The organism is Pseudomonas sp. MWU318, assembly GCF_016756945.1.
In the GTDB taxonomy this organism is placed as follows: Bacteria; Pseudomonadota; Gammaproteobacteria; order Pseudomonadales; family Pseudomonadaceae; genus Aquipseudomonas; species Aquipseudomonas putida_A.
On record NZ_JAESJL010000003.1, the window covers coordinates 444,613 to 467,503 of the forward strand.

General features: G+C 61.3%; 20 protein-coding genes. 10 read left to right on the forward strand and 10 right to left on the reverse strand.

Annotated elements, in window-relative coordinates:
• The first annotated feature begins 56 nt into the window (after positions 1–56).
• The gene (locus JN524_RS10075; protein WP_202369351.1) at positions 57–434 is read left to right on the forward strand and encodes a glutamine synthetase; all 378 of its coding nucleotides are present in this window, start codon (positions 57–59) and stop codon (positions 432–434) included.
• Here JN524_RS10075 and JN524_RS10080 read toward each other — a convergent pair.
• The gene (locus JN524_RS10080; RefSeq protein WP_202369248.1) at positions 431–1,633 is read right to left on the reverse strand and encodes an N-acetylmuramoyl-L-alanine amidase; all 1,203 of its coding nucleotides are present in this window, start codon (positions 1,631–1,633) and stop codon (positions 431–433) included. The two genes, JN524_RS10075 and JN524_RS10080, sit on opposite strands and share 4 nt — an antisense overlap.
• A gap of 84 nt (positions 1,634–1,717) precedes the next feature.
• On the opposite strand from JN524_RS10080, the gene folE2 reads away from it, so the two are divergent.
• From folE2 to JN524_RS10110, 6 genes are read left to right on the forward strand one after another with little or no spacing between them, the layout of a single operon-like run.
• A complete protein-coding gene (gene folE2 / locus JN524_RS10085; RefSeq protein ID WP_202369249.1) occupies positions 1,718–2,614 on the forward strand; it encodes a GTP cyclohydrolase FolE2 in 897 nt (298 codons plus the stop codon).
• On the forward strand, positions 2,611–3,279 hold the full coding sequence (locus JN524_RS10090; RefSeq protein ID WP_202369250.1) for a metal ABC transporter ATP-binding protein: 669 nt from the start codon (positions 2,611–2,613) through the stop codon (positions 3,277–3,279). Before folE2 ends, JN524_RS10090 begins: the two co-directional genes overlap by 4 nt.
• Positions 3,279–4,145, forward strand: coding sequence for a metal ABC transporter permease (locus tag JN524_RS10095; RefSeq protein WP_202369251.1), 867 nt, complete (start codon positions 3,279–3,281; stop codon positions 4,143–4,145). The genes JN524_RS10090 and JN524_RS10095 overlap by 1 nt, the downstream gene beginning before the upstream one ends.
• A gap of 11 nt (positions 4,146–4,156) precedes the next feature.
• The gene (locus tag JN524_RS10100) at positions 4,157–5,032 is read left to right on the forward strand and encodes a metal ABC transporter substrate-binding protein (protein WP_202369252.1); all 876 of its coding nucleotides are present in this window, start codon (positions 4,157–4,159) and stop codon (positions 5,030–5,032) included.
• Complete coding sequence (locus JN524_RS10105) at positions 5,029–5,589, forward strand: gamma carbonic anhydrase family protein (RefSeq protein WP_025112617.1); 561 nt, start codon at positions 5,029–5,031, stop codon at positions 5,587–5,589. Before JN524_RS10100 ends, JN524_RS10105 begins: the two co-directional genes overlap by 4 nt.
• Positions 5,590–5,592: 3 nt before the next feature.
• Positions 5,593–6,924: a dihydroorotase gene (locus JN524_RS10110; protein ID WP_202369253.1), complete on the forward strand. Its 1,332-nt coding sequence runs from the start codon at positions 5,593–5,595 to the stop codon at positions 6,922–6,924.
• A gap of 93 nt (positions 6,925–7,017) precedes the next feature.
• Here the strand turns inward: JN524_RS10110 and JN524_RS10115 are convergent, their stop codons facing one another.
• Positions 7,018–7,536, reverse strand: coding sequence for a DUF3617 domain-containing protein (locus JN524_RS10115; protein ID WP_007960849.1), 519 nt, complete (start codon positions 7,534–7,536; stop codon positions 7,018–7,020).
• Between the two features lie 131 nt (positions 7,537–7,667).
• On the opposite strand from JN524_RS10115, the gene cls reads away from it, so the two are divergent.
• Positions 7,668–9,107 carry a cardiolipin synthase gene (cls, locus tag JN524_RS10120; protein WP_202369254.1) on the forward strand — a complete coding sequence of 480 codons (1,440 nt, stop codon included), beginning with the start codon at positions 7,668–7,670 and terminating at the stop codon, positions 9,105–9,107.
• Positions 9,108–9,145: 38 nt separating this feature from the next.
• On the opposite strand, the gene cfaB is transcribed toward cls, so the two are convergent.
• From cfaB to hflK (JN524_RS10145), 5 genes are all read right to left on the reverse strand, one after another.
• Positions 9,146–10,333, reverse strand: a complete 1,188-nt coding sequence (gene cfaB / locus JN524_RS10125; RefSeq protein ID WP_027610322.1) for a C17 cyclopropane fatty acid synthase CfaB — start codon at positions 10,331–10,333, stop codon at positions 9,146–9,148.
• A gap of 211 nt (positions 10,334–10,544) precedes the next feature.
• Entirely contained in the window at positions 10,545–12,452 is a 1,908-nt protein-coding gene (locus tag JN524_RS10130) for a heavy metal translocating P-type ATPase (protein WP_202369255.1), read from the reverse strand.
• Complete coding sequence (hflK, locus tag JN524_RS10135; RefSeq protein ID WP_139055057.1) at positions 12,449–13,510, reverse strand: protease modulator HflK; 1,062 nt, start codon at positions 13,508–13,510, stop codon at positions 12,449–12,451. The genes JN524_RS10130 and hflK (JN524_RS10135) overlap by 4 nt, the downstream gene beginning before the upstream one ends.
• Complete coding sequence (hflC, locus tag JN524_RS10140; RefSeq protein ID WP_202369256.1) at positions 13,507–14,553, reverse strand: protease modulator HflC; 1,047 nt, start codon at positions 14,551–14,553, stop codon at positions 13,507–13,509. The genes hflK (JN524_RS10135) and hflC overlap by 4 nt, the downstream gene beginning before the upstream one ends.
• Positions 14,550–16,514 (reverse strand): protease modulator HflK, encoded by a 1,965-nt coding sequence (hflK, locus tag JN524_RS10145; RefSeq protein ID WP_202369352.1) that lies wholly within the window; start codon positions 16,512–16,514, stop codon positions 14,550–14,552. Before hflK (JN524_RS10145) ends, hflC begins: the two co-directional genes overlap by 4 nt.
• Before the next feature lie 210 nt (positions 16,515–16,724).
• On the opposite strand from hflK (JN524_RS10145), the gene lpdA reads away from it, so the two are divergent.
• Positions 16,725–18,125 carry a dihydrolipoyl dehydrogenase gene (gene lpdA, locus JN524_RS10150; RefSeq protein WP_202369257.1) on the forward strand — a complete coding sequence of 467 codons (1,401 nt, stop codon included), beginning with the start codon at positions 16,725–16,727 and terminating at the stop codon, positions 18,123–18,125.
• Between the two features lie 157 nt (positions 18,126–18,282).
• Here the strand turns inward: lpdA and JN524_RS10155 are convergent, their stop codons facing one another.
• Positions 18,283–18,756 (reverse strand): Lrp/AsnC family transcriptional regulator, encoded by a 474-nt coding sequence (locus JN524_RS10155; RefSeq protein ID WP_007960832.1) that lies wholly within the window; start codon positions 18,754–18,756, stop codon positions 18,283–18,285.
• Positions 18,757–18,900: 144 nt separating this feature from the next.
• On the opposite strand from JN524_RS10155, the gene JN524_RS10160 reads away from it, so the two are divergent.
• Entirely contained in the window at positions 18,901–19,530 is a 630-nt protein-coding gene (locus JN524_RS10160; protein WP_202369258.1) for a LysE family translocator, read from the forward strand.
• Here the strand turns inward: JN524_RS10160 and JN524_RS10165 are convergent.
• Both JN524_RS10165 and JN524_RS10170 read right to left on the reverse strand, forming a co-directional pair.
• Positions 19,527–21,665, reverse strand: coding sequence for a hypothetical protein (locus tag JN524_RS10165; RefSeq protein WP_202369259.1), 2,139 nt, complete (start codon positions 21,663–21,665; stop codon positions 19,527–19,529). The genes JN524_RS10160 and JN524_RS10165 overlap by 4 nt on opposite strands.
• Positions 21,652–22,845 carry a DUF3142 domain-containing protein gene (locus tag JN524_RS10170; RefSeq protein WP_202369260.1) on the reverse strand — a complete coding sequence of 398 codons (1,194 nt, stop codon included), beginning with the start codon at positions 22,843–22,845 and terminating at the stop codon, positions 21,652–21,654. Before JN524_RS10170 ends, JN524_RS10165 begins: the two co-directional genes overlap by 14 nt.
• Between the last annotated feature and the right edge of the window lie 46 nt (positions 22,846–22,891).

The following is a 22,891-nucleotide window of genomic DNA, read 5'->3' on the forward strand; positions in this document are numbered from 1 at the left end:
TGTCCGAAACGATGAAGAGCAGGAAGCTGTACGCAATCCGCCCATCGGGAACCGCGATGAAAGATGCCATGAAATGCTCGCTGCTGAGTCTCGCGTTGCTGTCGGGAGCCAACGCGTGGGGGCAAATTCCCGCGCTCGCCAACTGCACACACAGCGCCAATCTGCTGGCCTGCATCGACGCGCAGGGCAATGCCTACAGCGTGAACACGGTGGGCAGCACGATTTATCTGCGAGGATTTGAAAAGGACGGCAAGCGTTATTGGGCGCAGACCAACAGTCGCTTCGGACAACTGACGTTCTTCACTGGGATCGCCTCTGATGGGGAAGCGTGGGTCGGCTACACCCGTCGCGTCGGCTGGACGACGATCAATCGCTTTTCCAGCTCTGGCGGCAGTAGCGCCAAGTTCACCTGCAGCCGGATCACCGGCTGCTAAACCTGCGCTTTTAGCTGCTCCTGCCGCCAAGCGATGTAGCTGTCGGCCGGTGGATTCTTCTGAAAGTAACGCTGCAGCCCTTCGAACAAACCATCCGCCACGGCTTGCTGATGTCGTGGAGTGACCAGGCGCTGACTGTCACGAGCATTGGAAATGAAGCCGGTTTCCACCAGAATCGATGGCACATCCGGCGACTTTAAGACGGCAAATCCTGCTTGTTCCACGCGCTTCTGATGCAGCGTGGTAATGTTCGCCAGACTGCCGAGAACGGTGTTGCCGAGTTGCAGGCTCGCGGCGATGGTGGCGCTCATCGACATGTCGAGAATCACGCCCGCGAGCATTGGATCCTTGTCTTTGAGATTGAGCAGACTGGTCGCACCGAGCAGGTCCGCGCCGTTCTCCCGCTGCGCCATGAAGCGTGCAGTCGCTGACGTTGCACCACCTTCGGACAGGCAATATACCGACGCTCCCGACGCCGTCAGACGCGGTGCCGCATCGGCATGCACCGAGATAAACATGTCGGCCTTATGCTGACGGGCGATGTCCACACGCTTGCGCAGCGGCACGAAGAAGTCGTCATTGCGTACCAGTTTGACGTCGAAACCTTTCTCTTTTTTCAGGCGCTTGGCGAGCAACTGGGCGATGGCGAGAACCACATCCTTTTCCCGCTCACCCTTGGCGCCAACCGCACCTGGGTCTTTTCCGCCGTGCCCGGGATCAACGACAACGATGATGTCGCGCTTGGGCTGAGTCTGATTCGAGGGTGTTTCACGTGGAACCATTGCGGGACTTGATGCTTGTTTGGCGTTTACTAGATCAAGCACCAAGCGGTGTCCTTGGCCATCTTGAGGCGCCAAAAGGAAGCTGCTCAATAGCACTGGATGGTTCAGATCGAGAACGATGCGTGTATCACCCTGACCAAAGTGCCCTGATCGAATCGAACGAATAGCTGTATCGGCAAGCGTCAATTGGCTGAAATCGCCACTCAAACTCGCCCCGGAAAGGTCAATGATCAAACGTTCGGGAGCGCTCAGGGAGAAGGTTTTGTAGCGCACCGGACCGCTAAGATCGAAGACCAATCTCAGCTTGTCATCCGAACGCCAGAGGCGTGCATTGCGAATTTGAGTGGCCGAAACAGTAAAAGGAAAAGCCAAGGCCGTGCTGGCCAGAAGCAGATTGAGCAGATGACGTCTGTGCATATGAAAGCCTGTTAATTAAAAAGGCATCGTGATTTGAATTGTTATAATGTAACATCTAATTCAATCAACACGATGGTTCCGAACATGAATTCGCTGACACTTCCGGATATTGCGACTCAAGCCGCTCGGCAGGCTTTACCGCTTGATTGGGTGGGAATGTGCGGCATTGCTCTGCCTGTTCTGTTGGAAGGCCAACGTCTGAGCGCAAAAGCAGATGCAGGCGTCAGTCTCGATGATGGCGAGGCGCGCGGTATTCACATGTCGCGGCTATATCTCGCATTGGCGGCACTTGAGCGGCAGGACCTCTCTCCCTCCTTATTGCGCCAGGTTCTCGAGGAATTTCTGGTCAGCCACGATGGTTTATCCAACAGCGCCTACCTGAAAATCCACTGCGAAGTGCTGCTGAAAAGGCCTGCGTTAGTCAGCCCTCTGGCCGGTTGGAAGAGCTACCCAGTGAGCATTTTTGCGAGCCTGAAAAACAAAGTGTTCCACGTGGAACTGAAAATTGAGGTGCCCTACTCCTCAACCTGCCCCTGTTCAGCAGCGTTGGCGCGACAGTTGATTCAACAACAATTCATCGATGACTTCGCCAACAAACCATTGCAACATGCCAAAGTGTTGGCCTGGCTAGGATCAAGCCAAGGCATTGTCGCCACCCCGCACAGCCAACGCAGCACCGCGCAACTGCATATGCATCTCGACGAGTTCATCGACGAGCTACCCCTGAGTGTGATCATCAATGACGCCGAAACAGCGCTCGGTACTGCCGTACAAACCGCCGTGAAACGCGCCGACGAGCAAGCCTTCGCGTTGGCCAATGGGCAGAATCTGATGTTCTGTGAAGACGCCGCGCGACGACTTAATCTGGCCCTGCGTCGCTCCCCCGGGGTGAGTGGATTCCACCTGCGAGTGATCCATGCTGAAAGCCTGCACGCCCACGACGCTGTCGCTGAAAGCCACTGGCATCGAGAACTCGCATGATCCGTTGCCACACCCTGAGTTGGGGCGCACCCGGCCAACCACTGACTTCGCCACTGACCCTCTCGCTGGAACACGGCAGCCTCAGCGCCATCATCGGCGCCAACGGCTGCGGTAAGAGCAGCCTGCTGAAAGTCATAGCCGGATTGCAGAAGCCGTTATCGGGAAAGGTCGCGCTGGGTGTTCCACGCCAAGGCGGTCTGGCGTTCCTGCCGCAACAGCAACACCTCGACCGACAGTTCCCCATCAGCCTCGAAGAGCTGGTGGCTGCGGGTTTCTGGGGCCGTCGACTGTCGACGCAACTGCGCACGCAACGACTCTTCAATGCCCTGGAAAACTGGCACTTGAGCGGATTGGAAAAACGTTCGCTGATGGCTCTTTCCGGTGGCGAATTACAACGCGCTCTACTCGCCCGCTTGAGTCTGACCGACGCCCCGTTGCTACTCCTCGACGAACCCCATGCCGCGCTCGATGAACTGGGTCAGCAATTGCTTTGGCAGCACATCCACGCTTGGCACTCCGAAGGACGGACACTCTTGATGGTCTGCCATGACCTCGCCGCCGTCCGTCAACACATCCCGCGGACACTGCTGATCAAAAACCGCGAATGCCTGTTCGGCCCCAGTACCGAACTGATCCAGCAAACACCCGATATGCAGGTGGCCTGATGCTCACCGTCGCCCACCTCTGTCAACCGTTCAGCGAGTTCGTGTTCATGCGCCGAGCGCTGCTCGGCGGACTGGTATTGGCCTGCAGCACAGCGCCGCTCGGCGTTTTTCTGATCCTGCGGCGCATGAGCCTGATCGGTGACGCCGTCGCCCACGGCATCCTTCCCGGCGCAGCATTGGGCTTCTGGTTCGCCGGTCTGAGTCTGCCCGCGCTGACCTTCGGTGGTCTGGGCGCCGGCCTGGGCATGGCCGGTCTCGCCGCCTGGATCACCCGTCGCACCGGTCTGCGCGAAGACGCCAGCCTCGCCGCGATCTATCCGATCTCGCTCGCCAGCGGCGTGTTGATTCTTGGCATCGCCGGCAAACGCCTCGACTTGCTGCACCTCTTGTTCGGCTCGGCACTGGCGGTCGACGGCCCTACTCTTCACGGCATGCTATGGGTCTCGGCCTTTAGCCTGATTGCCATGGCACTCATTTACAAACCACTGCTGCTCGATACCCTCGATCCACTATTCCTGCAAACCGTCAGCCGCCTCGGCCCCCTCGCCCACGGCGTGTTCCTGACCTTGGTAGTGCTCAATCTGGTAATCGGCTTCCAGGCCATTGGTGCCTTAATGGTGGTCGGCCTGATGATGCTGCCCGCCGCCGCATCACGGTTCTGGAGTCGTCGCCTGCCGAACCTGATTGCCATCTCGGCGCTTATCGGCTGCCTGTCGGTGTGGCTGGGATTGCTGATCTCATTCTACTACTCGCTGCCCAGCGGTCCGGCGATCGTTCTGGTCGCCGGTATCGGTTATCTGCTGTCCGTGGTGTTCGGACCGGTGCACGGCTTGTTGCGCCGCCCGCCTTTGCTCACATCCCAATGAGGTGTTTCCCGATGCGCGCTCTACTCGTGTTGTTCGGCCTGCTGCTGTCGATGTCGTTGTCGGCGGCGGAAAAATTACCGGTGGTCACCAGCTTCAGCATCCTCGCCGATATGGTTCACCAGGTGGGTGGCGAGCATGTCCAGATCACCAACATGGTCGGCCCGGACGCCGACGCGCACACCTATGAACCGACACCGGACGACGCCAAAGCGCTGCTTAAAGCCAAACTGATCATCAAGAACGGCCTCGGTTTCGAGCCTTGGCTCGATCGCCTGGCGACCAGCACCGAGACCAGAGCCCCTGTCATCAGTGCCAGTCATGGCGTGATTCCACGCTCGTTGGAGGAAGACGGCGAGACCATTCCCGACCCGCACGCCTGGCACAATCTGGCCAACACCGAGCTGTACATCGCCAATATCACCAAGGCGCTGAGCGCCGCCGACCCGGCGAACAAGGCCGACTACCAACGCAACAGCCAGACCTACCTGAAACAGATTTACGCCCTGCTCGCCGAAGCCAAGGCCAAGCTCGGCTCGCTGCCACCGGGCAATCGCAAAATCGTCACCAGTCACGATGCCTTCGGTTATCTCGGTCAGGCCTACGGCATCGACTTCATGGCGCCGCAAGGTCTGTCCACCGAGCGTGAACCTTCGGCTGCCGAAGTCGCCGCACTGATTACCCAGATCCGTAAGGCCAAGGTCAAAGCGGTGTTCATGGAAAACATCAAGGACGCGCGCCTGCTCAAGCAGATCGCCGAGGAAAGCGGCGCGTACATCGGCGGCACGTTGTACTCCGATGCCCTCGCTGCCAGTGGTCCGGCCAGCACCTTTACCGGACTGTTCGAATACAACCTCAACACCCTTTACGACGCACTGAGCCAGCCATGATCCGTAAAAATCCTTCCGGCGATCTTCCGCAAATTGCCGAGTCGGCCTACGTCGACAAAACCGCGATCATCTGCGGCAAGGTGGTCATTGGCGAGAACGTCTTCGTCGGCCCCTACGCAGTGATCCGCGCCGATGAAGTAGACGCTTCAGGCGCGATGGAGCCGATCACCATCGGCGCCAATTCGAACATCCAGGACGGCGTGGTGATCCACTCCAAATCCGGCGCTGCCGTGACCATCGGCGAATTCACCTCGATCGCTCACCGCTCGATCGTGCACGGCCCGTGCGTAGTCGGCGACCGAGTGTTCATCGGCTTCAATAGCGTCCTGTTCAATTGCGTGGTCGGTGACGGCTGTGTGGTGCGGCACAATTCGGTGGTCGATGGCCGCGATTTGCCGGACGCGTTCTACGTGCCCTCCACCACCCGCATCGGTCCCAATACCGACCTCTCGCAATTCCCGCCGGTGAGTGTCAGCGCCTCGGAGTTTTCCGAAGACGTGGCACGCACCAATGTCGATCTGGTACGCGGCTACAAAGCCTTGCAGAACGAGTTCTGAATCATGAGCAGTGTGCTGATTCGCAACGCCAGACTGGTCAATGAAGGACGCGAGTTCGACGGTGATCTGCTGGTCAGCCATGGCCGCATCGTCAAGATCGCGCGCAGCATCGACGGTGAAAATGCCTGTGTGGAAATCGACGCCAACGGCCAATGGCTGTTGCCGGGGATGATTGATGATCAGGTGCATTTTCGCGAACCGGGGGCGCCGGCCAAGGGCTGCATCCACACCGAGTCGCGCGCAGCGGTGGCGGGCGGCATCACCAGCTTCATGGACATGCCCAACACCCAACCGGCCACCCTCACCCTCGAAGCGCTGGCGGATAAAAAACGCCGGGCGGCGATCAACTCCGTGGCCAACTATGGCTTCCACTTCGGTGTGAGCCGGCACAACCTCGACACCGTCGCCGCACTCAACCCCTGCGAAGTGGCCGGGGTCAAAGTGTTCATGGGCGCGTCCACCGGCAACATGTTGGTGGACGATCCGAGGACTCTCGAGCGTTTATTCGCCGAAGTGCCGACAATACTGCTGGCGCATTGCGAACACACGCCGAGCATCGAGGCCAATGCAGCACGTCTGTGCGAACGCCTCGGCGAACACCTGCCAGCGAATATCCATGCACTGATTCGCGATGCCGAGGCTTGCTACCGCTCCTCTTCGCTGGCGGTGGAACTGGCCAGACGTCACGGCACCCGCCTGCACGTTTTGCATCTGACCACCGCTCGCGAACTCGAGTTGTTCGAGGACAAGCCGCTCGCACAGAAACACATCACGGCCGAAGTCTGCCTGCATCATCTGCTATTCGATGACCGCGACTATCCGGCCCTCGGCAACCTGATCAAGTGCAATCCGGCGATCAAGACACAAGCCGACCGCGATGCCTTGCGCGCGGCGCTGTTGAGCAATCGACTGGATGTGATCGGCAGCGATCACGCTCCGCATACCTGGGCAGAAAAACAGCGCCCGTATGCCGATGCGCCTTCCGGTTTACCGCTGGTCCAACACGCCTTGCCGGCACTGCTGGAGCTGGTGGCCGATGGCGTGCTGCCGATCACCACGTTGGTGGCGAAGACCAGCCATCGGGTGGCGGATCTGTTTGCGATTCCGGATCGTGGTTATTTGCGTGAAGGGTATTGGGCGGATCTGGTGCTGGTGGAGCCAGCGGCGCTGGAAGTGTCTCGGCAACCGATCCTGTCACAGTGCGGATGGACGCCTTTTGCTGACAGGACTTTTCGCTATCGGGTGAATACCACGTTGGTGTCGGGGCAGATTGCCTGGCGGGAGCAGCGTATCAACGAAGGATGTCAGGGGCTGGCGCTGCGGTTTATGCGCTGAATGATCAGCCGTTTGACAGGACGTCTTCGCGAGCAGGCTCGCTCCTACAGGAATAGCGCCAGCCCTGTGGGAGCGAGCTTGCTCGCGAAGCTTTTAAGCTCTTGGCTTCACAGTGCCGCAATCCTGACCCAACCACACAGCGCGGGTTTCCAGGCTGCCCTTCTGGTTGATCCCGATCGCATTGAACGTGCCGTTGGCCACCGTGGTGAACTCACGATCACTGAGGAACGTCGCGACACCCGTACCTTGCGCTTTCGGGCAGCTGAAGCGGAATTTCCACTGGTTGCCGGTGCGTTCGGTGATCTGCTGTTTGCAGCCCGATTGCGGATCGGCCAGCGGAATATCGTTGGTCGCCACTTGCTGCGGCGTCAGGCAGGCACGAATGCCCTTGCCGCCGATGTTGATCCCGTTCTTCTCCAGCGCCGCGCGCTGTTGCGGGGTCATCTGGCCTTGCAACTGGCCAAGAATCGATTGCACATCCATGGGCTGGTCATCGACCTTGACGTTGCTTGAGGTCATTTCCCACAGCCCCGGCTGCAGCATTTGCGCCTGCGCTACCAACGGCATTGCCAAACCCAGGCCCAGCGCCAAACCCAGCAGACGAACGTTCATCGAAAAACTCCTGATCAGTAGTGGCCGTTAGACGTCGGCCGATTGCTTCGGTTCATGCACCAATTAAATAGCGACATTCGCCTCGGAACATGGTCTGTTACGCATTGAGTCTTCAGGAGCAAGGCTGCCCCATGGATTATTTTGGACCGCACATTTTCGGTTATCTGATCGCCCTGATACATAGCCTCGGCTTGATCGCCGCCATCCATGCGGTGCTGACCGTACGCACCGCCCAAGGCTCGATCGCCTGGGCATTGTCGCTTATTTTCATTCCCTACCTGACCCTCATCCCTTATCTGGTTTTCGGCCGCAGCACCTTCGACGGCTATATCAAGGCGCGACGTCAGGCCAACGAACAGATGCGTCAGGCGATCTCCGAGTTGAACTGGCGCCCATGGGTCGAAGAAGCCCTCACCGCTCGCGCCTCGAATGCCTACGCCTCGCTGCGCGCCATGCCCAAACTGGGGCGCATGCCGTGCCTGGCGAACAACCAAGTGCAACTGCTGGTGAATGGCCACGCGACCTTTGAGGCGATTTTCCAGGCTATCGATCAAGCGCGCGAAGCCGTACTGGTGCAGTTTTTCATCATCCATGACGACCGCCTCGGGCAGCGCCTGCGCGACCTGTTACTGAAGAAGGCCGCGGAAGGTGTGGCAATTCATCTGCTCTACGACCGCATCGGCAGCCACGCCCTGCCCCACAGTTATGTGCAGGCGCTGCGCGATGGCGGTGTCGAGGTCAAAGCCTTCGCCACACGCAGCGGCTGGCTCAATCGCTTCCAGGTGAATTTCCGCAACCACCGCAAAATCGTAGTGGTCGATGGCGTACTCGGCTTCGTCGGCGGGCATAACGTCGGCGATGAATACATGGGCGAGAAACCGCCCCTGGCGCCGTGGCGCGATACCCATGTTCAGGTGCGCGGGCCGGTGGTGGCCTGCATGCAGGAGTCGTTTGCCGAGGACTGGTTCTGGGCAGCACGGACGTTGCCACCGCTGATCCTGCCGGATGTCTACCCGGAAGATGGCGTGCTCTGCCAATTGCTGGCGAGCGGCCCGGCGGATGCCTACGAAACCTGTTCACTGTTCTTCGTCGAAGCCATCCACGCGGCGACGGAACGAGTGTGGATCACCAGCCCGTATTTCATTCCCGATGAGGCAGTATTCGCCGCGTTGCGCCTGGCGGTGCTGCGCGGCGTCGACGTGCGCCTGCTGCTGCCCTCACGCCCTGATCACCGCATCGTTTACGCCGCGTCCAGCCTCTACGCGTTCGAAGCAGTACGCGCCGGCGTGCGGGTATTCCGCTACGAGCCGGGGTTCCTGCATCAGAAAGTGGTGTTAATCGACAGCGAAATCAGCGCCATCGGCAGCGCCAATCTGGACAACCGTTCGTTCCGGCTGAATTTCGAAGTGATGCTGCTGACCGTCGACAGCGAATTCGCCGCCCACGTGGAACGCATGCTCAACGATGATTTCGAGCAGGCTTATGAAGTCGCCAAAGAAGAAAGCCGAGAGATCCACCGCCTGCAACAGCTCGGCATGCGGATCGCCCGGCTTATTTCACCGATTCTTTAACCGGCCGCTCGCTCGAACGAGCGAACGGTCGTCAGGCCTCAGGGGTGATAAATGTCGTCGCGGGTCCAGGGCAGTTCATGGCTGCCATCCGGATGCGCCTTCACCGCAAGAATCTGGTGCAGGTTGATCCAGCCACGCGCGAACGCGTAGGCACATCCAGCCAGATACAGCCGCCAGATACGCAACGCCTGATCCGGTACCAGTTTCCCGGCCGCTTCGAGGTTGTCCTCAAGACGCTCGCTCCAGTGATCCAGCGTACGCGCGTAATGCAGACGCAGGCTTTCGACGTCGACAATCTCCAGCCCGGCTTCGCTGATCTCGGCCGAGATCATCGCCAGGTGCGGCAGCTCACCGTTGGGGAACACGTATTTCTCGATGAAGTCGCCAGCGCCGCGTCCTACCGGACGGCCGTCGGTATGTTTTGCGGTGATGCCGTGGTTCATCACCAGACCACCCTCCTTCACCGCGCCGAACAGGACCTTGCAGTACTCGGCGAGATTGGCGTGACCGACGTGTTCGAACATTCCGACGCTGACCACCTTATCGAAACGCCCGTCCTGCGGCAGATCGCGATAGTCGAGCAATTGCAGTTCAACCTGATCTTCCAGGCCCTCGGCTTTGACGCGCTCGCGGGCCAGTTCCAGCTGTTCCTTGCTCAGGGTGATGCCGAACACCTTGGCGCCGAATTCACGCGCGGCGTAACGCGCCAGACCACCCCAGCCGCACCCTACATCCAGCAGGTAATCGCCAGGCTGCAAACGCAGCTTGCGACACAGATGGCGGAACTTGGCCTGTTGCGCTTGTTCGAGGGTTTCACTGCCGGTTTCGAAATACGCGCAGGAATACGCCATGTCGCTGTCCAGCCACAGCTGATAGAACGCGTTGGACAGGTCGTAGTGATAGGAAATGGCTTTGGCGTCGGTTTCCTTGTCGTGCACCGCACGCACTGGCTGGGCGCTTTCGTCCTCATCGAGCAAGGCGCTGCTCAATTCGTCGCAGACCCGGATGACCTCGCTGATCGAGCCCTCCAGTTCGAGCCTGCCTTCGACAAACGCCGCCCCCAGCGCGTCGAGACTTGGATGGGTGAACTGGGTGACCATCGTCGGGTCCTTGACCACAATGGTAACGCTGGGCGTCGGCCCCAGATTGAACTCATGACCATCCCAGAGTCGCAAGCGAAGCGGAAGCTGCAGATTCTGTAAGGCCGGTGGAAGTTGCGCGAGCATGGAAAATCCCCCCTTGTTTCAGACGTCAGATCTGAGGGTAGACCATCCTTGAAAAATAGCAGGCTATCGATTTAATTAGCCGAGACTATCGTTTCAGACGCTCCAACAGGCCGGAATGCAACTCGTGTTTTCGACACCGAAACCGGCAATGAAGTGTGCGCCTTCTACATAAATGACTGCCTATTCGGCGCACAGTTCGCTGAAACTCATTTCAGTGATCATCCTTGAGCTTGAGCAATGGCTCCTGAAACCGCAGCAGTCGTCCGGCATTGCCCAACACCAGCAACGTACTGAGGTTGTGCAGCAGAGCGGCGATCATCGCCCCGGCCGCGCCGAGCCAGCCGAATGCCGCAAACACCACGATCGCCAGGGTCCAGCCCAGGCCGATGATCACGTTGACCTGCAAGGTTCGACGGCACTGACGACTGAGCCGCACACAGGTGCCCAGACGGCGCAGATCGCTGCCGATCAACACGATATCCGCCGAGGCCAGCGCAATGTCGGCACCGCCGGCGCCCATCGCCACACCGACCACACCGGCCTTGAGCGCCAGCGAATCATTGATGCCGTCGCCCACCACCATCGGCCGGAAGCCATTGTCGATTTCCTTGAGTACGCGGTTGAGCTTGTCCTCAGGCAGCGCCTGCGCTTCCACCTCTTGCAGGCCGACCTCGTGGGCCAGTGTCTGCGCAACACTTTGGCGGTCGCCGGTCAGCAGCAGTTGGCGACCCAGCCCCAGTTCGCGCAATTCAGCGAGGGCAAAGCGCGCTTCCGGTTTGACGCTGTCGGCCAGCAACAGCCAGGCGACAAATTCGCCGTTCAGCGCCAATCCGGCAATCGGCCCGTCGTGCTCGGGAACGATGGTAGTGACGATGCCCAGTTGCGCGAACAGTTCGGGACGTCCCAGCGCCGCCTCGCCTTGCGCGGTCATGGCCACGACCCCGAGGCCCTGACGCTCGTGAATGTCCGTCAGCGGCAGGCTCTGCTCCTGACTGACCAGCCCCGCCAGTGCCCGGCTGACCGGATGACTGCTGGCCGCGCCAAGACTGGCCGCCAACGCCATGACCGCGGACTGTTGCAGACGCGGGCTGTTGATCGATTGCAGACGCAAGGTGCCGTAAGTCAGGGTGCCGGTCTTGTCGACCACCAACGAGGTGAGGTCCGCCAGTTCTTCGAGAAACGCCGAGCTACGGATCAGAATGCCGTGGCGCGCTGCCACCGCCACTCCGGCAATCGCCGTGGCCGGTGCCGACAGCACCAAGGCACAGGGACAGGCCGCCACCAGCACCGCGAGCATCGCTTGCGCGTCATTAGTGACAAACCAGGTCACCGCCGCCAACAGCAACACCAGCACCATGTAGCTGCCGGCATAACGTTCAAGCAGGCGGGTGATCGGTGGCTTCGAGCGCTCGGCGTTCTGCATCAGCGCGATGACTTTGCCCAACGTCGATTGATCGCCGGTACGGGTCACCTCAACGCGCAGCAAGCCGTCGAGGTTGATCGCCCCGCCAAACACCGTCATGCCCACCGCCGTTTCCACCGGAACCGATTCGCCGGTGATCGACGCCGTGTCGAGGCTGGCCTGACCGAACAGCACCCGGCCATCCGCCGGCACCCGATCTCCTGCACGCACCTCGACCGTGTCGCCGGGTTTGAGCGTGCCGTTATCGACTTCGATGATCGAGCCGTCCGCCTGAATCTTGCGCGCGTGGCTGCGGGTCAATTGGCCGAGAGCATGAATCGCTTCCTGCGAGCCGATCACGCTGCGCTCTTCCAGCACATGGCCGAAGATCATAATGATTGGCAGCAACGCCGCCGTCAGCAGATCGCCGGTCGCCCACGCACCGAGCATCGCCAGGGCAATCAGTTGATCGGTGATGCCGTGCAGGCTTGGATAACGCAGGCTGTACCACGCCGAGCGCATCACCGGCACCGCCACTAATAAGGAGGCGAAACCCAGCAGCAACTGACTGACACCGGTTTGCTCCGGCACCAGCCAACGCCAGATCAGACCGAGGCCGAGCAAGCCAAGGGCGAGCATCGCCAGTGTCAATTGCCGTGCAGCGCGGCGCTGTTCGGCCGAGGACAACAGGCTCGGTGCAGCGGTGGTCGCAGTCATTTACTGGCTCCCTGAATGATCAGGCGGGAATCATCTTTCGGATCGACCGTGGTCACTGACCCGGCCTGGCCGAGGATCTTCGGCATGCGTTCGCGGTATAGCCGCAGGAGCATCTGCGGGTCGGTGCCCTGTTGTTGCGCCTTGGCCAGGCTCATTACCGTGGCAGTGTCGGCAGAGGCTTTTGCCAGCCGTTCGCCGGCCTGAGCATGGGCCACTTGCAGAGTACGGTCGGCTTGTTCGTTGGCGGTTTGGGTGAGTTTTTCCGCCTCGGTGCGTGCATTGGCGACGGCTTTGTCGGCCTGCTGACTGGCGGTCAACACCGCATTAAAGGCACTGACGGCCGGGTCGGGCAGACTCGATTGAACATCGACCCGCGCCACTTCGATGCCGATGCCCTGCCCGCTCGCCTTCAATTCAGCCAGACGCTTGTTGATGCCTTGCACCAGATCACCGCGCAGGCGTTCGCGGCGTTCAGCGGCCTGATTGTCGGCGCCGATCAACTCCGGCCGTGCGACCAGAATCGTATCCAGATCCCGAGCAGCGGTCAGTGCCACCGCGCTGCGGGTGACCAGCCGATCCAGTGCCGGCAGCACATGCTCCCCCTGCAGCACGAAGTCATAGGGATCGCTGACCTTGTAAAACACCCGCACATCCAATTGCACAACGCCGGCGTCGCCGGTCAGCAAATAGCCGGAACCGGCCAGTGCATCGCTCAGTGGCGTGGCGAAGGTTGCTACACGATCAGCTTTGATAGCCTCACTGCTGCGCAGCAGGTTCTCCACTCGGCGCTCGATGACCCGATCCGCTGCCGGCAGCAAAACCACCTGCTCGAACGGCTGCGGCCAGGCCAGCAACAGCCCGGCATTCTGGACGCGTTGCAGTGCGCCAAAGTGCAGAACCACAGCGCGATTTTGCGGATCAATTTGCCGCACATTGGAAAACGCCCACGCCAACGCAGCCAATACCGTCACCGCATATAAGGCGAAAAACGCCAGACGTCCGGCCTGAATCCACGGACTGCTCAACGAATGTGTTCCACGTGGAACTTCATCACTCATGGCTGCGATCCGAATTTATTTTCAACATTCGGCGGGCCGTCCACCAGCACGCGGAATGGCGCGGCGTCGGTACGCAGGATCAGCTTGGTGTCCGGGGTCACGATGGTGCCGAGGGTATCGAGCGAGCGCAGCAGGTTGTACAGCTGCGGCGAGCCAGCGTAGGCACGGCCGTAGATTTGCGCGGCTTCGACTCGGGATTGCGCTTCGATTTCTGCAGCTTTAACTGTCGCGTCAGCCTGAACAATTCGCGCATCGCGCTCGGCAGCAGAGCGAATTTGCGCGGCTTCCCGCTTGCCGATGGCGGTGCGTTCGGTGGCAATTGTTTCACGCTCGGCGCGCATCCGATCAACCGTGGCCGTGAGCGTGACCGAAGGCAAAGTCAGGCGTTCGATGCCGACTTGCACCACGCGCACACCGTAAGTGGCGAGCAGTTGCTGGTCGATCTGCTGACGCAGTTGCGTTTCGAAATCGGCGATACGCACTTTGCTGGCATCGGTATTCACCAGATCCGCCAGATCGAAACTGCTGGCGGTGGTTTCCAGCGCCGAGCCGACAAAGGTGCGAATCTGCCGCGCCGCTTCGTCCGGCTGGTTCTGCACCGCGCGCATGAAACGCTGCACATTGTCCGGGTCGCCCTGCACCTGCCACGCCACGTAAGCCTGAACGATGATGCGCAAACCGTCGCGGGTGCCGACATCCTGCAAACCACTGGAGGTGGTACGCAGGCGCAGATCCACCGGGATCGCCGCTTCGAACGGCGCCGGCCAGCGCCAGCTCAAACCCGGCTCAAGCAGTACCCGCGACGGATTACCGAAACGAGTAATGACGGTGGCCTCGCCCGAGCGCACTTGCACCAGGCTTGCCGCCGCAATGGCAAACCCCACCAGCAACAACGCCCAGCCCATGCGCCGCCACGGGAATGGACCCGGCTCTTCCGGCGCTCCGTGGTGATGGTGATGATGCCCATGATGATGGTGATGCCCGGCGTGGCCATGATCGTGGCCGCTGTGGTCATGCGAATCGTGAGTGTGCGACTGGCTCAAGGGGCAACTCCTGGTTGAGCGGTGGTGCGCGCAGGCGTCGGATCAGCCGGCAGCGTAAACGTACGCAGATCGATGGTCGGCGCATTGCTGCTGCCGCCTAAACGGTGGTCGAGTACCAACAATTTGGCCTTGTTCAGACCCAGGCTGAGCTGACTCAGATATTGCTCGAGCACGAACGCCTGGCCAGCGCTGGCATAGGCTTTCTGCTCAGCCTTGAATTTCAGATCCGCCGCCTGCGCGGTGGCGTTGATTTCACGGGCGCTGGCACTCGCCTGATCGCGGGCGAGACTGGCCTGCAACTGCGCCTGGTTACTCGCCTCTGCCGCAGCACCGCGCTCACGGGAGATCAACGCCTGCGCGCCGATCTGCGCCGCCTGTACGCCGTGATAAGCGTTGGCGGCACCGGCTGGCGGGTGAATTGCTTCGACCACGGTGGCGAGAATCTCCACACCGCTGTCGAGTTTCTGTAGATCGCCTTGCACCGCATGGCCGATTTCTTCGCCCAGCCCTACCCGGTCAGCACCGAGCAAACCGTCGAGGGTGCGCGAGGCAAAATCGTGCACCAGAATCCGGCTCGCGGTGCTGCGAATCAGCGTCGGCACATCAGCGTTGTTGTAAGTGGCGGCCAAGGCATCCTGATCACCCAGGCCAATGCGATAAACGAAGCGCACGTCCATGTTGACGATTTGAAAGCTCTGCTGATCGCCACGGCTGCTGGCGATCACCTGGGATTTGTCGTTGACGTGGCTGGCATCCCACAAGCGGTTGGCGGCCATCGGCGCCGGGCCTTCGGCAGGATCAGCCTGGGTCGGGGCAGGAGCATCGCCGACGCTGGTCGCCAACTCATGCACCACGCCATTCTCGACGTTCAATACACGGCCCAATGGCCACGGCAGACCGGCGTGCAATCCCGGACCGAACACTTGCACCGGCTTGCCGAAGCGCTCGTAGATGCCGCGCCCTTGCAGCGGGATTTCGTGGATACCGGTCAGCAACCAGCCGATCGCGGCGACCAGCGCCAGCACCGGCAGAAAGGCCCGGCGCATGTAGCTGAACGCCCAGATCTGACGCAGATCGATGCCGAAACGGTTGTGCAATTCGTGCTGCAAGGCGAGCAACGGCTGCGGTGGCCAGCGCAGCATATCGGCAACAAAACTGCGCGCCAGCACGGTCGGTTCGAGCTGCTCGCGTCGAGGGCTGAACACCGATAGAAATGCGCGCAATAGCAACTCGATCGCGACGAATGCCGGCAAGATCCCGATCAACACCGCAAGCCGTACTGGCCACACCGACGCCTCGCTGGCGAACAGCAGGCACAACGCGCCCAGCACCAGGCTGATGATCGCCACTCGCGTCAGTTGCGCGAGGGCCCCGGCTTCCGGCCATTGCGCTGGACTCTCCTGAGCCAGTTGCCGCTCCAGCACCAGCAAGCCGAAACCCAACAGCAACATCAGCGCGGCGCCCACCGTGGCCGATAACCCGACTGCTGCGGCAGGCAACGTCAGATTCCACACCTGCCCGATGGCGAGCACAATCAGCACTGACCAGCCGCCCAGCCACAACGTGGCCGCACCAATCTGACCGAGCAGGTGAAGACCACGCTGACTCAATCGCTCCAGCAGCCGTTCGTACCAACCATCTGGCGCTACTGGCTCCAGCTCCTCGGTCAGCGCCACCGATATCGGCGGGTCAATCACCCCTGCACGCCATTGCGTCACCCACCACGCCGACTGCAGGCCGGCGACCAGCACCAGTAACGCCGCACCCAAATTCACCAGCAAGACCGGCCATATCGATTGCGCGGCAAACAGCTCGACAAACAACGCCAGCAGCCACCCTGCCCCGGCCAATCCGCCGAGGCCGATGGCCAGACGACGCAAGCGTCGCCCTTGCGCGGCCGCTTGTTGAAAGCGCGGCAACCCGGTCACTTGCGTGCCATCGACATTCAGATCGACTTGCATATCACCCCAAAGCCATTGATTCACCGGTCTTATCGTTACGATATAACGAAAAGCGTGAAATATTCGTACACAAATTCGCTTATCTAAAGATGCGCAACCTGTCGCTTGCCTGAAGCCTTGACCGAAATGTCCGGAAACGCACATATTACGTTCGTAATTTTATCGACCGACTACTTTTAGCGATCCGCATCCCCAACGAGGAGCAACAGCATGAGCAACTACGACGTGGTCATTCTGGGCGGCGGCCCCGGTGGTTATAACGCGGCGATCCGCGCCGGCCAGCTGGGCCTGAAGGCAGCCTGCGTGGAAGGCCGCGCCACCCTCGGCGGCACCTGCCTGAACGTCGGTTGCATGCCGTCGAAGGCCTTGCTGCATGCTTCGGAGCTGTACGACGCGGCCATGGGTGCGGAATTCGCCAACCTCGGCATCGAGGTCAAACCCACGCTCAACCTCGCGCAAATGATGAAACAGAAAGACGAGAGCGTCAGCGGACTGACCAAAGGCATCGAGTTTCTGTTTCGCAAGAACAAGGTCGACTGGATCAAGGGCTGGGGCCACATCGATGGCCCGGGCAAAGTCAGCGTGACCGACGATCAGGGCAACAAGACCGAATTGAGCGCCAAGGACATCATCATCGCCACCGGCTCCGAACCCACGCCCCTGCCCGGCGTCGAGATCGACAATCAACGCATCCTCGACTCCACCGGCGCGCTGTCGCTGAGTGAAGTGCCCAAGCATCTGGTGGTGATCGGCGCCGGGGTGATCGGCCTGGAACTGGGCTCGGTCTGGCGGCGTCTCGGCGCCCAGGTGACCGTGGTCGAATATCTTGACCGCATCTGCCCCGGTGTCGACGGCGAGGCCGGCAAAACCCTGCAGCGTTCGCTGAGCAAGCAAGGCATCAGCTTCAAATTGAGTTCGAAGGTCACCAGCGCCACCCCCTCGGTCAACGGTGTGCAACTCAGCGTCGAACCCGCCGCCGGTGGCAGCGCCGAGTTACTGGAAGCCGACTACGTGCTGGTCGCGATCGGCCGGCGCCCGTACACCAAAGGCCTGGGCCTGGAGAACGTCGGCCTGAGCACCGACAAGCGCGGCATGCTCGCCAACCGCCAGCACCGCACCGAAGCCTCCGGCGTCTGGGTAATCGGTGACGTGACATCCGGGCCGATGCTCGCGCACAAGGCCGAAGACGAAGCGATGGCCTGCGTGGAACAGATCGTCGGCAAGGCCGGCGAGGTCAACTACGAGCTGATCCCCAACGTCATCTACACTCGGCCGGAGCTGGCCAGCGTCGGCAAGACCGAAGAGCAGCTCAAGGCTGAAGGGCGTGCTTACAAGGTCGGCAAGTTTCCGTTCACCGCCAACAGCCGGGCCAAGATCAACCATGAGACCGAAGGCTTCGCCAAAGTCCTCGCCGACGAACGCACGGACGAAATTCTCGGCGTGCATCTGGTCGGCCCGAGCGTCAGCGAAATGATCGGTGAGTACTGCGTGGCCATGGAGTTCAGTGCGTCTGCCGAAGATATCGCGCTGACTTGCCATCCGCACCCGACCCGCTCCGAGGCGCTGCGTCAGGCGGCGATGAATGTCGAGGGGATGGCGACGCAAATGTAGGTGGTCACCCAAACCCTGTGGGAGCTGGCTTGCCAGCGATGGCGTCAGTCCTTTAACCGTTGCGGTCGCTGACACACCGCTATCGCTGGCAAGCCAGCTCCCACAGTTGACCGTGTTCCCGCTGGAGGATTGCGGTCGAATGTGGGAGCAACCCGCTCTACAGCGGAAGATGCCCCAACGGCAACGCCCCCGGCGTCTTCACCGTGTGAATCGCAAAGTTGCTGCGAATGTCACTCACCCCCGGCAGCTTCAGCAGACAGCCGCTAAGAAAGCGGTCATACGCGCGCAGGTCCGGCACCACCACCTGCAACAGAAAGTCCGACTCCCCCGACACCAGAAACGCCGAGATCACTTCCGGCAGTGCGGTGACTGCCGCGTAAAAAGCTTCGGCCTGCTCATCGTTGTGGCGCTCGACCTTGACCCCGACAAACACCGTCAGCCCCAGTCCCACTTCATCACGATCGAGGTTGGCCTGATAGCCACGAATCACCCCGGCCTCCTCCAGCATCCGCACCCGGCGCAGGCAAGGTGACGCCGACAGGCCGATCTCGTCCGCCAGCTCAACGTTGCTCAGCCGTCCGTTGCGCTGCAGGGCGGCGAGAATCTTGCGATCAAAAGCATCGAGTTTCATGGTTGGCAGATCCTGCTGGTCAAGGCGCAAAAAGAAAGCAGGTTATGCCAATCCCAAGGGTTTTTGAAGCTGACTTCGCAAGCACCTGCCCCGCCCTTGCGCCATAGACTTTGCTCACCGAGTCGATAACGAAAGGGCTGCGACATGACGAGTTTCTGGCTGTTTTTTCTGGCATTGGCGGTGGTCTTCCTGTTGCCCGGCCCGGACATGATTCTGTTGCTGCAAACCGGTGCCCGCCAGGGTCGCGGTGCGGCGCTGGCAACCGCCGTTGGCCTGGCGATCGCCCGGGGCTGTCACGTGGCATTGGCGGCATTGGGTCTGGCGGCGCTGTTCAAGGCGGCGCCGTGGACGTTTGATCTGGTGCGCCTGGCTGGTGCGGCGTACTTGCTGTGGATCGGCATTCAATGCTTGCGCAGCAGCTTGCTGCCGAACCTGAATACGGCTGCCGTGACTGACACCCAAGGACAATGGCGCGAGGCGATTCGCCGTGGCCTGCTGACCAATTTGCTCAACCCCAAGGCGCTGCTGTTCTGCTCGGTGCTGTTACCGCAATTCATCGTCAGTGACGGCGCAGCGGTGCTGACCCAATTTGCCACCCTCGGTGTTCTGCTGGTGGGCGTGGGGCTGCTGTTCGACAGCGCCTATGCCCTGACCGGCGCGGCGCTGGGCCGTTGGCTGCAACACAGTCCAACCGCCCAACGCGTTCAGCAATGGCTGTTCGGCAGCCTGTTGATCGGCTTCGCCGTGCGCTTGACGTTTATCCAGCAGGCCTAGGGTTTGCGGGACTTGCGTTGGCGCCGGCTGATCAGCGCCAATGCAACGCCGACCGCCAGTACGATCGCGCCGATCTGTACCGGCCATTTGTAAGGCCGCAGAGCCATGCGCGCGGCATCGGTCACCTGGGTGACGTAACGCTTGTCGGCGTTTTCGAAATCCGGATAGGGGCACTGATTACCGAAGTCCACCGCCCACAGCACGTACGCGCCTTCATTGACGTAACGCCGATACAGCGCGCTCTGCTCTTCCAGGCTGCTGTTGAAACCGACGGCATTGCATAACACCGCAGCAAACGCCTGACTGGTGTGCGGCAAGTTATCCGCGGCCCGGCTGGCCAGCGCGGTGGCGACAAAACGGTAGTGATAACGCTCGTCCGGCTGCGCCTGGCTGGCCTTCTGACGCTGTACTTCAGCCTCGGCCACCAGCGGCCCGACTTTCAGCTCGGTGCTTTCCAGGCTGTAGTTGCCGCCAAACGTGGCGTAGTCCGGCGCCATCTCGTAACCGAGAATGTCCATGCCCCATTCACGCGCGGTCCACGCCGCGTTGTACAAGGCGCTGGCGCGTTTGGTCGGCCACCACGCAGCGTCAGCCTTCATCCTTTGCTCGCCGTACAGACGGGCCTTGTGCTGCAGATCGGGATTGTCGAAATAGCCGACCGCTTCCTCGTAATGCCCTTCACGCAGCAAGCGTCGCCCCAGCAGATTGCGCAGGCTGGCGGCGACCGGCAGCGGCACGTAATTGTCGCGCTGTTGCTGGGTCAGCGCCGGCGGCGCCGGCACGTTGTCATCGACATAACGCTTGAGCTCATCGACCGTCAGCACGCGCTCGGCCACCGTCGCCGCGTCGAACCAGTAGATGCTGTTGCTGCGATACAGCTGCACGAACGCTTGCAGGTATTCGCCGCGTTGCAGCGCGAGAATCGCGCTTTCGCCCTCGACCCGGCATTTCGGCTGAACGGTTTCAAAGTCCCAGTCCGGAGTGCGTCGGTAACCCCAATCTTCGCTCTGCGGAAACGCCTGCGCGGCTTTGGCATAGGCGGCAGCCGCGGCATTTTTATCGCCGTCACGCACTGCCAGCTTGGCCCGCAGCCACCACGCCAATCCACCGTCACCGGCGTTTTCAAGGAAGGCCTTGGCGCTGGCGTAATCACCCTGTTGATAGTTCATCGCTGCCAGCCGATCGGCGTTTTCCAGGCTGCCACGGGTGCTGTCCTGCAGCAGCTTGATGAGTTTCTTCTCATTCGGCGGTTGCTCGTCGAATGACCAGCCCATGCGGCTGATCAACGAAGCGGTGACCAGTTGCTGCACCGCCTTGCGCTCCAGCAGCTTCGCCAGTTGCGGCTCGGGCAGTTCGGCCAGCTCATTCATCAGTTGTTTCAGCGAGGTGTAACCCACGGCCGAACCGTGCAGGTTCTGCGCTTCGTACAGTTCGATGGCGCCGTTCCAGTCACCGGCGTTGCGCAGCACCCGCGCCTCTTCACCGAGGCTGGCAACCCCCAGCTCCAGCGGATCGCTGAAACCATCGATGCTCAGTTGTCGAGCCTGACGGAAGGCCGCACGTGCGTCCTCCAGCACTTCGATGACATCGCCCGCCTCGGCACTCGTGGCAAACCAGGCACGGCCCAGGGAATAAGCCGCCCAGGTGCTGCGCAGCGGGCGCTGATCGGCCGGCAGTGCCAGCACTTTGTTGAAGTATTCGATCGCCAGCGGATGATCGCCAGTGGCAAACGCCACCGCGCCGGCCACGTACAAGCGGATTTCCGCTGGCAGGCTGGCGCCCTGCGCCTCGACCTGACGCGCATCGCTCAGGCCACGCAGTTGCTTGACCAGTGCCTGTTGCTCGGCGCTCAGACCGACCTGCTCGGCTTTTTCGCGCAGCGCAGCAGGCTCGCTTGCGTCGCCGTACATGTCGTCGGGATTGTGCGTCGCAGCGGTGACGTTCTTCAGCCCGGCAATGGTCTTGCCGAGGCGGCTGATCTCGAAGTTGAAGTTGCCCTCCGGCAAATCGGCCAGGCTTTGCCCGCGATTGTCGAGCAGGCGCATCGGGAAGTCCGGACCGCAGGCCAGCGCCGAACCCAGCGGCAGGCTGAGGCTCAGGCAGAGCAGATGGCGGGGCCAGTTACGGGTCAACATGCGAACCTCCTTGATCAATGAATGCACAGCGTGCCCAACCGATGGCGCGCTGTCCGCCCGCCGGCAGACGACCGTCGCGCAGGCGGGTGAAGGTAAGCAGATCCGCGCTCTGTTGCAACGAGTAACCGGCAAGCGCATCAGCGCCTTCGCAAGCGCTGGCCTTGACGGTGATACGTGCGGGCCAGGCACTGTCGAGGTTTCCGACATTGCGCAGGGCGATGTCCTGCAGGCCATCGTGGTCGCTGAACGCCAGACCGAGTTGGCTGCTCAACGCATCACCGCGGGCCACGGCGCGCAGCGTGCCCAGGCTCCAGGCGCGGCGATCATTGGGTAGCGGCAGGCGAAACCAGATCAACCCGGCCAGATGTTCCGGGCGATCCTCGCGCATGTCATTGGCCAGTCGGCTCAGTTGTTGCGGATCGGCGAGCAATTCGCGCCGCTGGCCGCCGCGCTCGAGTGGCACTTCACTTTCCACCACCGGGGCGCCATCGGCATCCGGCAGCAGCGCCACGCCGTAGGCCGGCAGCGCCAGATAAAACGCTTTGTCGGTCACCTGCCCCCAGGCCTTGGCCCAGCGCCGCGCCTGCTCGGGGTCGAACAGACCACGACGCGGATCGCTGACCGCGTGCACCTGCAGCACACTGCTGTCGACGCTGGCCAGCAGCGCCGGCAGTTGCGGACTGTCGAGCCAGGCCGGTAACGCAGTGATGCTCAGCGGCAGGTTGGCCGGCAATGCGCCACGCAGGTTCACAAGGAAATCGGTATAGGCCGGCAGGCGCGCATTACCGGCGTCGTGATCGATCTCGACCCCGCTCACGGTCAGCCCCTGCGCTTGCCAGTCAGCCAGCATCTGAAGGATCTTTGCGCTCACCTGCTGCTGATCGAGCGCCTTGAGCTGACCGTCGAGGCGAATCACCGCGATCAGAGGCCGGCCATCGCACTTGAGCAACGGCGCATCGATACGCGCCCGATGCCAGCCGTCATTGGGGAATGCCTGCAAAGCCAGCACGCGCAGGGTCGAAAAGTCGCTGCGGCTGTCTTTCAGCGCGAGCTCATGGGCGGACGTCCATTGGCGTTGCCAGACGTAGAGTTGCTGATCGAGTGGCGCTGCGTCCTGTCGTTCACAAGCACAGAGCAACAACACCGCCAGCATGGCCGACAACCCGACGATAACGCGCATACCTTGCAGATCCCTGAGACATCAGGCTGCAAGGTTACACAAAAGC

What these genes read in the sequence shown, in the direction of transcription:
- JN524_RS10075 (WP_202369351.1), top strand. Translation starts at nt 57, where the DNA reads ATGAAAGATGCCATGAAATGCTCGCTGCTGAGTCTCGCGTTGCTGTCG.
- JN524_RS10080 (WP_202369248.1), bottom strand. Translation starts at nt 1,633, where the DNA reads ATGCACAGACGTCATCTGCTCAATCTGCTTCTGGCCAGCACGGCCTTG.
- folE2 (WP_202369249.1), top strand. Translation starts at nt 1,718, where the DNA reads ATGAATTCGCTGACACTTCCGGATATTGCGACTCAAGCCGCTCGGCAG.
- JN524_RS10090 (WP_202369250.1), top strand. Translation starts at nt 2,611, where the DNA reads ATGATCCGTTGCCACACCCTGAGTTGGGGCGCACCCGGCCAACCACTG.
- JN524_RS10095 (WP_202369251.1), top strand. Translation starts at nt 3,279, where the DNA reads ATGCTCACCGTCGCCCACCTCTGTCAACCGTTCAGCGAGTTCGTGTTC.
- JN524_RS10100 (WP_202369252.1), top strand. Translation starts at nt 4,157, where the DNA reads ATGCGCGCTCTACTCGTGTTGTTCGGCCTGCTGCTGTCGATGTCGTTG.
- JN524_RS10105 (WP_025112617.1), top strand. Translation starts at nt 5,029, where the DNA reads ATGATCCGTAAAAATCCTTCCGGCGATCTTCCGCAAATTGCCGAGTCG.
- JN524_RS10110 (WP_202369253.1), top strand. Translation starts at nt 5,593, where the DNA reads ATGAGCAGTGTGCTGATTCGCAACGCCAGACTGGTCAATGAAGGACGC.
- JN524_RS10115 (WP_007960849.1), bottom strand. Translation starts at nt 7,536, where the DNA reads ATGAACGTTCGTCTGCTGGGTTTGGCGCTGGGCCTGGGTTTGGCAATG.
- cls (WP_202369254.1), top strand. Translation starts at nt 7,668, where the DNA reads ATGGATTATTTTGGACCGCACATTTTCGGTTATCTGATCGCCCTGATA.
- cfaB (WP_027610322.1), bottom strand. Translation starts at nt 10,333, where the DNA reads ATGCTCGCGCAACTTCCACCGGCCTTACAGAATCTGCAGCTTCCGCTT.
- JN524_RS10130 (WP_202369255.1), bottom strand. Translation starts at nt 12,452, where the DNA reads ATGACTGCGACCACCGCTGCACCGAGCCTGTTGTCCTCGGCCGAACAG.
- hflK (WP_139055057.1), bottom strand. Translation starts at nt 13,510, where the DNA reads ATGAGTGATGAAGTTCCACGTGGAACACATTCGTTGAGCAGTCCGTGG.
- hflK (WP_202369352.1), bottom strand. Translation starts at nt 16,514, where the DNA reads ATGCAAGTCGATCTGAATGTCGATGGCACGCAAGTGACCGGGTTGCCG.
- lpdA (WP_202369257.1), top strand. Translation starts at nt 16,725, where the DNA reads ATGAGCAACTACGACGTGGTCATTCTGGGCGGCGGCCCCGGTGGTTAT.
- JN524_RS10155 (WP_007960832.1), bottom strand. Translation starts at nt 18,756, where the DNA reads ATGAAACTCGATGCTTTTGATCGCAAGATTCTCGCCGCCCTGCAGCGC.
- JN524_RS10160 (WP_202369258.1), top strand. Translation starts at nt 18,901, where the DNA reads ATGACGAGTTTCTGGCTGTTTTTTCTGGCATTGGCGGTGGTCTTCCTG.
- JN524_RS10165 (WP_202369259.1), bottom strand. Translation starts at nt 21,665, where the DNA reads ATGTTGACCCGTAACTGGCCCCGCCATCTGCTCTGCCTGAGCCTCAGC.
- JN524_RS10170 (WP_202369260.1), bottom strand. Translation starts at nt 22,845, where the DNA reads ATGCGCGTTATCGTCGGGTTGTCGGCCATGCTGGCGGTGTTGTTGCTC.